The sequence below is a fragment of the Flavobacterium sp. I-STPP5a genome (genome assembly GCF_009764685.1).
Classification (GTDB): Bacteria; Bacteroidota; Bacteroidia; order Flavobacteriales; family Flavobacteriaceae; genus Flavobacterium.
Map to the genome: position 1 here is coordinate 1 of NZ_VHLM01000064.1, position 7,894 is coordinate 7,894.

The window sequence follows — 7,894 nt, forward strand, 5'->3', positions numbered from 1 at the left end:
AAAAAAAACTTGCAAAAAAGTAAAAGAAATTGTATTTTTAACTATGCAAGGAAGAAAAGAACTCACGCCAAAAATGCTCTATCAAGTTCATTTACAGGACCTGATTCCTGAGCATAATTTTTATCGATTGCTTGATACAGCTATCGATTTTCATTTTTTATATAAAGCTACTGCAAAGTATTATGGAGACGAAGGACAGGAGAGCATTGATCCCGTTGTGTTTTTCAAAATCTGTTTGGTAGGCTATTTAAACAACATAAATTCGGATAGGAAACTCATCGAATATTGCTCAAATTGTTTAGATGTTCGCCTTTTTATTCGGTATGACATTGACGAAGCATTGCCTTGGCACAGCACCATTAGTCGCACGCGTCAGTTATATGGTGAAGAAGTGTTTTTAAGTTTGTTTAAAGCCGTTTTAAAACTATGTGTTTCCAAAGGTATGATTCGCGGCAAGCGTCAAGCCGTGGACAGTGTTTTTATCAAAGCCAATGCCTCTATGGATAGTTTGGTAGAGAAAGAAGTATTGGAAGATGCCAGTGCCTTTGTAGATGAATTAGAAGAAAACAGCGAATTTAAAACTACCAGCACTAGAAAGAAACTAGTAGAACAACACCATAATTGGAAAAAAGAAGCTTACAAGAGCCAACCCAATCCTAACTTCAACATTGATAAAGTAGATGAACACGGCAATTCAATACGTCCGAGATTTGTATCGAATCACACCCATTATTCTCCCACCGATTCTGATGCTAGGGTAAGTGTAAAACCAGGAAAAGCAAGACAGTTAAACTATTTTGGACAAATAGCTGTAGACGATGCTCATCATGTAATAACAGGCGCCTGTTCTGATTTTGCAGACAAACGCGATAGTCAGTGCGTGCAAAAAATAGTAGAATTAACAGAGGAAAATCTAAATGAAAATGGCATTGAATTAGAAGAACTTTTAGCCGATGGAGGTTATAGTAGTGGAGAAGCGTTAAAATATTTGCACCAAAAAAACATCGATGCCTATATTCCAAACTTCGGACAGTACAAACCCGAGCGAGAAGGTTTTATTTTCAACAAAGAACTCAACCAATATGAATGCATCAAAGAAGGTTCCAACAAAGCCATTTTACTCTTTAAAGGCGAAAAGAACGATAGCAAAAGCTACACCAAAAACAGCTATCGAAGTAGTGAGCGCGATTGCAAAAACTGTCCACTACGAGAACAATGCTGCGGAAAAAGCACTAAGTATAAAAAGATAGATCACAGCATCCACAAGGAACACTACGATCGAATGCACCAAAAACTGACTCAAAACGCACGCTATGCCAAGCAAATGGTGCGAGTGAGAAGTAAAACCGTAGAACCAGTAATAGGAACGTTGGTCAATTTTACCAATATGAAGCGCGTAAACACAAGAGGAATCAAGCAAGCCAACAAACACGTTTTAATGGCAGCGTTGACCTATAATCTTAAGAAATACTTGAAGTTTATCACCAAAAAAACAAAAACAAAAGCCGGAGTTGTAAGTGAAATACAAGCAAAAGTACCAACTTCTCTAAAAACAGCTTTCATTGACTTGAAAACTGACTTTTTAAGGCATTTTATTTTTACAAACTACAACCTAAAACCAAAAATAAACCTCGCTTAAAAATCCTTAAACGAGGTTGTTTTTTACGCTTATCTTGAAATTTTACTTTTTTAAGAGAGTTGCGCAACAGCTACGTGTGTTGGCAGAAGATTTAATTCTCCGTTTCGTTTCTCAATTCTTGTATTTTCTCAATACTTAAACCCGTTATTACTGAAATAAAATCATTTTCTGCATTATTTAAAATTGCTTTTTTTGCAATATCTTCCTTGATTTTATATTCCGCTTCACTTTGTAAAGAAAAAACTTCACTTGCTTTTAAGTGCAAACTGTCTAAATATCTGTTATAGCCATATTGGTCGTCTTTTGGAAGTTTCATAATATCCAAAACATCATTAGCTTCTTTTAAGCCTTTTGCTTTGAAGTCGTCTTTTACTTCGCTATTTTTTAAGAAATAAATCCACTCATCCAAAGTGTCTTTTGCAATATCATTAAATTGATTTACTTTTAATATATAATACTCTGGAAAAATTTCATAGACTTCTTCTTTAGAAAAAGTTTCTTTTTGTTTGGTAGTTAGCCCTAAAATATCGTTTTGATGTAATCCTTTAAAATCGGTTTTACCTCTGTATATATAATCTTGTCCGTGTCCAAGGTCAAAATATACAATATTTATCGAAATTACTTTTTTGATTTCTAAATATTTCTGACCCAGTTTTAGGTTTTCTGAAATTGATTTTGAAACACCATAAGCCATTCTATGAAAATAATCAATTTCGTAGGTGTTTTGAATTTCTATGATAATTAATTCATTTTTAGAATTTTGAGTTAAAATATCTACACGATTAAATTTGTCATCATCCGTTTCTTGGTTACCTTCACTTTCAAGAATTTGTTCAATTTTGATGTTGTCAAACAACAGTTCGCTTAAAAAACCTTCTAGCACAACAAAGTTGGCTTTGTTTCTTAAAAGTCTTTTTATTGCCCAATCAAATCGTATTAGTTTCTTGCTCATTATTTCTATAAATTAATTATGCAAATTTACGCAAAAAAATGTTTGAAAAACGTTGATTTATATCTCTGTTTCAAGTGCTTTTAACAATGCTTTTTTATTTGAGTTATCCTCTCCGAGTAAACCTTTTAGTAATAACTTCATCAAGTCTTGATGAACAATAAACCACATTGGATTTTTGAAAACTTTCGGATACCCTTTGTCATTGTTATTATTTACGTCGCCATTCCAGCGCATTCCAATACACTTGTTTCCCTTTTCAAAAATGCCATAAGCTATTGAAAATTCATTATTATCATATATTATTTCGATTAGTTCAAAATTGCCTGGGTTTACATTTTCTGGTTTCATCTTTAATTGTAAAATTTTTTGTTTTTGTTTACTTTTGTTTATCAGGCTATTTCATTTTAAGTTCCAATGGAGTTATATTTTCTACTTTTACAATAATATTATCCTCTGAATTATTTTGAGCAGTATATTGTATCATTCCTTCATTTCTTGCTTTTTGGTCTAGCTCAATTGCGAGCTCTCCGTTAGAGTCTAATCCATTATGTTGTAGATTTGCAATTGAAATCTTTGCCTCACAACCACAACTTTTTAGTTCAGAATCTTTATTAGAGGTCATTATTTCTGTGATTTCTATGTTTTCAGCATTTATTTTTTCCTCTGGATAAAGACCTAATGGATGTTGCCCATATGTATTTTCAATTTTGTCTTTATTCTCGTTGATAATTGCGTAGATAGTTTTTAAAACATCTGCATCGTCGCATTTTGGGACATTGTTTTGACAAGAAATTAAAGAAACGGATGCAATCAAGATTGAAATTTTTTTCATAAAAGTGTAAATAGTTTAGTTTACCTACTTTCAGATTGTTTTTAGTCGCTGTTTCGGCTTTTCCGACCGTCAGCAAAAGATTTTGTTTTTTTTCGTGGTTTTTTAGCCCGAACGTTGCTCAAAATTTTCTGCCAACGTTCTGGCACTACAGCGGGTTTGGGACTAAATTAAGCCCTATTTCGGATTTGCCAAATCATCCCAAATACAAAACCATTTTTCCATTAAGCCCAATGTCCAAATCCGTTGTAGTGGCTGTTAGCCGTTCGGTTTTATTTTACAATTCTAGTTAAGATGTAATATGAACATTCTATTTTTTCTCCATATTCTTCATCAGGTATCCATCTGTCTTTTACCGAATTTAAGAATTTTGTATAATCTTCCTTATATTCTTCTGGCTGAACATCAGTTATTTTTGTAATAACTCCATTCTTAGAAATTGTGCAATAAGCTTTAAAATTATAAGTATATCCAATAGTATCTTTTGTTTTGAATTTGAAATTTTTTTCGGCATACTTATTCCAATTTCCATCTTTGAAATGAAAATATTTATGATTTTTTTCGGCAATATTTATATATTTTTTTTCTTCTTTTAGAGGTAAACTTTTAGACTCTGTATCATCAATATGTTCAACAGTAACATAAGTAGCGACCGTTTCACCGTTTTTGACATTTTTACCATAATACACCCTTGGCTTATCATAATAATCTTTTTTAAGTTTCTTGAATCGCTCAGCTATTTCATTTAAATTTTCGTCAATAATCTTTAAAGATTTTTGATTTTCCTTGATTTCTTTGAGCGATAAGATTGTACTAATTTCATTAGTTTTTTTCTTTGTGCTATATATTTCTACAACTAAACCTTTAACCTCAGTATCAGTTTTAAGTCCCAAACTCACTAAAAAATTAGTATTATTAATTTTGTGACCTTTAGAAATAAAAACTTCCTTAGGTTCGGGTTCGTATAAAGATTTTTCAATGTATTTTGTACAAACTAAATTGTTTATAATCTTCGTTTCCTTAGTTTCAAATATTTTAGTAAAAAAACCTCTATTAGGCTCAAAACGTGACAAATCATAATCAATTTCATTATTTGAAAATTTTATATTGAATAAGTTATCGTTTCGCTGAAGTGTATATAGTTCAAATCTTTGATCATATCTTAAAAAATCTTTGACGTTGTATTTAGATACAAAAACCGAGTTTTCTTTATTATAGAACATATATTTCAATTCGTAATCGAAATTTATATAAGTAGCTTCTGTCTGATAATCATTAAATGAAGTCAAAAGGACGATTAAGGATATAAAAAAGGTATTTTTCATTTTTTAAAATTATATACTGTTGTTTTTTGGTTTTGTGTTCTTCCTAGATTTTCGCTAAACTGACGGCTAACGTTCCGCAGCTACACGAGGTGCAAGGCTTCGTGACTGAATATTTTCTAATTAAGTAAAAAGTTCAATGCGAAACGGTAATTCCACTAAATCCTTGCATCTTGTGTAACTGCTGTTAGCCGTTCGTTGTTTTTTCGTTCGTTTTAATTTCTATTTTATATTTCAATAATTGTCTGATTGATGTTAAATGTCCAAATAAAACAATTGGAACTATAAATGTCGGCAACCAACTAAACGGAAAATTTAAAATCGCAATATTCGGTTGGTCAAAAGCAAATTTTTGAATTGGTGAAGGTGCTGAAAATAAAGCATTCACAACAATATTTGCTAAAAGTCCAAGGCTAATAAAATTCCATATTAAAATTGTTTGTCGGTTCAGTTTAGTTTTTGTCAGTCCAAAATATGCAACTATTGGTGCAGTTATTCCTGCAAGAATGTCAAAGTTACGACCTTCAAAAGTCATCAATTCTGGAATTGCTTTGTTAAGAAATAGCCAAAACAAAACTATTTCAACTGGAATTCTCACAATGTTTAAGTAAGTTATGTTTTTAAGTGGCAAACTATCAATAAATTTTTTGCCTTTTGAAGTTGCAAACAATAAAATAATTGTCAAAATTGTCGGTAAAATTCCTGTCAATATAATTTTTGGCGGAAAAGAGTTTGTATCAGATTTGTAAATATTTTTTAAAGTCAGAACTGCTTGAATTGTTAACCAAATTGTCAAACCTATAAAAATTGGCGTTGCTTTTTTTCGTGTAAGTTCAGAATTTGAGTTTTTAATTGCCCAAATAAAAAGCAATAAAGTCGCAATTGTTGTCAATCCAAAAGTCAGTGAAATATATTTAGGTAAATTGTCAATCATTTTCTATTTGTTCAATTTTTACGGTGTCGCTCTACAATGACGGCTAACGTTTTGCTACTAGGCGTAGTAGCGGGGTTAAAATTCAATTTTTTCTGTTGTTACTTTTTTCGGCAAGTACAAAACCGTTTTTATTTCAGCCTTTTGCCGCTATTATGCTTAGTAGCTGTTATATGATGGCTTAATTTTCTTTTCCAAAGTTATTAATTTTATTCTTACTTTTGGTTTTCACTTAAATTTTAATTATTATGGCAAAGAATGAAAAAACTTCTCCTAAAGTTGCAAGTCAAGCATCTAAAGTATTAAAAGACCCAAAATCTACTAAAGCTGAAAGGTCTGTTGCTGCTTCGGCACTAACTCAAGCTAAAGATAAAAAGAAGAAATAATTATATTTCCACTTCCTCTATAATGCTTACTTTTGGTATTGTCATAACACCGTTAGCTTGTTCAACAGTTTCTTCTGTTTCGTATGCTATTGAGTTTGCAAGTGATATTAGTTCGTCTGTTTCTGATATTACAAAACCAACTGTTTCACAGATTAATTTTTCTGCTATACTTTCTATTTTTGCCCACCTATTAGTACAGCCATAACTGTCCAACCATTTTATTTTTTTAATTTTATACATTATGAATTTTACTGAATTTACACAACAAGCAATGCCTTATATAAACTTTTTAATAGGTATCGGAATTGCTTTAGTTATAAGACTTAAAAACTCTGAAATAAAAGCTTTGAAAACAAACGTTTCAACTTTAGAAAGTATAATAAAGCATTATGATGTTGACCAATTTAAAAAGAACGTGGATTTAAAAATTGAAAATTTAACTTTAGAGCACAAAAAAGAAATTGAAAATGTTTTTAAACGTTCGGAAGAAAATGTAAAAGATAAAATTTTAGAACTTTCTATGCCTTGGTTAGTAAAATATAACGAACTTTTAGATTATAAATTTCACTATCTTACTAAACTTTCTGATGAGGGTTTAGATAAAATTTTAAATCTATTACCCCACAACAGACAGTTTATAGAAACACAATTAAAAGATATTAAAAGTGGTAAACTTAAACCCCTGAATTAATTTGATGAATTTTATGTTCAAAGTAGTACTTTTTAATCTTTTCGTGGTCTTCTATTGAAGTTAATCCAAGATATACAAACCCTAAATGCTGTTTGTCAAAATCATCTTTTATGTACTCTTCGGCTTGTAAGAACTTATAAAGTTTAGCTCTCAACCATTTTTTAATCATTTCTTTTTACATATTTTATCACTTCTACTTTAGCTGTCTGTTGAGGAAAGCTATCATATAACGTCCCGCTAGTAGGCGATGGTTGGAGTTAGAAATCACAATTATTTTAGCCAAAAACAACAATAACAAGTACAAAACAATTAATCAATTTAACCCGATGCCCAACTATTGCTTACTAGCTGTTATGTGAGGTTGCGTGTCGCTAAAACAACTCGTAAAATGAAAACAGATTTAAAAGAAGTGTCAAAAAAAATTAAAGAACTAATTGACTATGAAGTTTCTAAAATAGAAAGGTCAGAAAATAAATGGAAAAACCAATATGATAGTGTAATATCTGAATTGGAAAGTGAATTACGTCAAATTAATGAAGTTGTTGAGGACTTTACAGATTCTAAATTAACTCTAAATTGTATTGAAATGGAAGGGTATAAAAGATGTTTAACTACAATGATTAATAGATTTCGTGATTTTGAAAAGTACGAGTAACAATCTCACATAACGTTCTGACACTACATGTTTTGACCCCTATAAAACAAGAGTATTATTCTAAATTTCGATTATTATTTATGCGGTTAATTTTTTCATTAAAATTAGATGCTTGTCCTGGTTCCATTTCTCTATTGGTGTAATGCGTCCTAAAAGGCCATGTAGCCTAGTATTATTATAGAAAATTACATATCTTTTTAATATTAGCTCAATTTCTCCAAAAGTTCTATAATCAACTCTTTGGAACACTTCTTTTTTTAATATTCCATGATAGGCTTCAATATGCGCATTTTCTTCGGGTGTTGCTACATGTGTAAATTCTTGCTGAACTCCTATGAGTCCAAGGTATTCTCGAACACTTTTGGCAATAAATTGACTTCCATTATCACTTCTTATCACAACACTTTCAGGGTATTGGTATTCCAAAAATAAATCTGAAAGAAAAGCGATTACTTTGTCTTGTTTTATAGAAAAAGAGAAAAAATCTTT

At 30.9% G+C, this 7,894-nt stretch carries 11 protein-coding genes; 4 read left to right on the forward strand and 7 right to left on the reverse strand.

Annotated features, from left to right (window positions below; genetic code table 11):
• Positions 1-1,639, forward strand: a 1,639-nt coding sequence (locus FJV36_RS12790) for an IS1182 family transposase (protein ID WP_233264556.1), incomplete at its 5' end; no start/stop codon positions are given.
• 91 nt (positions 1,640-1,730) lie between these two features.
• Here the strand turns inward: FJV36_RS12790 and FJV36_RS12795 are convergent.
• From FJV36_RS12795 to FJV36_RS12815, 5 genes are all read right to left on the reverse strand, one after another.
• Positions 1,731-2,591 carry a PD-(D/E)XK nuclease family transposase gene (locus FJV36_RS12795; protein WP_158728723.1) on the reverse strand — a complete coding sequence of 287 codons (861 nt, stop codon included), beginning with the start codon at positions 2,589-2,591 and terminating at the stop codon, positions 1,731-1,733.
• 57 nt (positions 2,592-2,648) lie between these two features.
• A complete protein-coding gene (locus FJV36_RS12800) occupies positions 2,649-2,939 on the reverse strand; it encodes a hypothetical protein (protein ID WP_158728724.1) in 291 nt (96 codons plus the stop codon).
• 46 nt (positions 2,940-2,985) lie between these two features.
• The gene (locus tag FJV36_RS12805) at positions 2,986-3,423 is read right to left on the reverse strand and encodes a hypothetical protein (RefSeq protein ID WP_158728725.1); all 438 of its coding nucleotides are present in this window, start codon (positions 3,421-3,423) and stop codon (positions 2,986-2,988) included.
• A 269-nt stretch (positions 3,424-3,692) separates the two neighbouring features.
• The gene (locus tag FJV36_RS12810) at positions 3,693-4,745 is read right to left on the reverse strand and encodes a hypothetical protein (protein ID WP_158728726.1); all 1,053 of its coding nucleotides are present in this window, start codon (positions 4,743-4,745) and stop codon (positions 3,693-3,695) included.
• Between the two features lie 184 nt (positions 4,746-4,929).
• The gene (locus FJV36_RS12815; RefSeq protein WP_158728727.1) at positions 4,930-5,676 is read right to left on the reverse strand and encodes a hypothetical protein; all 747 of its coding nucleotides are present in this window, start codon (positions 5,674-5,676) and stop codon (positions 4,930-4,932) included.
• Between the two features lie 245 nt (positions 5,677-5,921).
• Between FJV36_RS12815 and FJV36_RS16370 the strand changes: the two genes are divergently transcribed.
• The gene (locus FJV36_RS16370; RefSeq protein ID WP_199250884.1) at positions 5,922-6,059 is read left to right on the forward strand and encodes a hypothetical protein; all 138 of its coding nucleotides are present in this window, start codon (positions 5,922-5,924) and stop codon (positions 6,057-6,059) included.
• Here the strand turns inward: FJV36_RS16370 and FJV36_RS12820 are convergent, their stop codons facing one another.
• Complete coding sequence (locus FJV36_RS12820; protein ID WP_158728728.1) at positions 6,060-6,299, reverse strand: hypothetical protein; 240 nt, start codon at positions 6,297-6,299, stop codon at positions 6,060-6,062.
• Position 6,300: 1 nt separating this feature from the next.
• On the opposite strand from FJV36_RS12820, the gene FJV36_RS12825 reads away from it, so the two are divergent.
• Positions 6,301-6,750: a hypothetical protein gene (locus FJV36_RS12825; RefSeq protein ID WP_158728729.1), complete on the forward strand. Its 450-nt coding sequence runs from the start codon at positions 6,301-6,303 to the stop codon at positions 6,748-6,750.
• A gap of 388 nt (positions 6,751-7,138) precedes the next feature.
• Positions 7,139-7,405 carry a hypothetical protein gene (locus FJV36_RS12830; RefSeq protein ID WP_158730002.1) on the forward strand — a complete coding sequence of 89 codons (267 nt, stop codon included), beginning with the start codon at positions 7,139-7,141 and terminating at the stop codon, positions 7,403-7,405.
• A 78-nt stretch (positions 7,406-7,483) separates the two neighbouring features.
• On the opposite strand, the gene FJV36_RS12835 is transcribed toward FJV36_RS12830, so the two are convergent.
• The coding region (locus tag FJV36_RS12835; protein ID WP_158980918.1) for an integrase core domain-containing protein at positions 7,484-7,894 on the reverse strand (411 nt) is incomplete at its 5' end.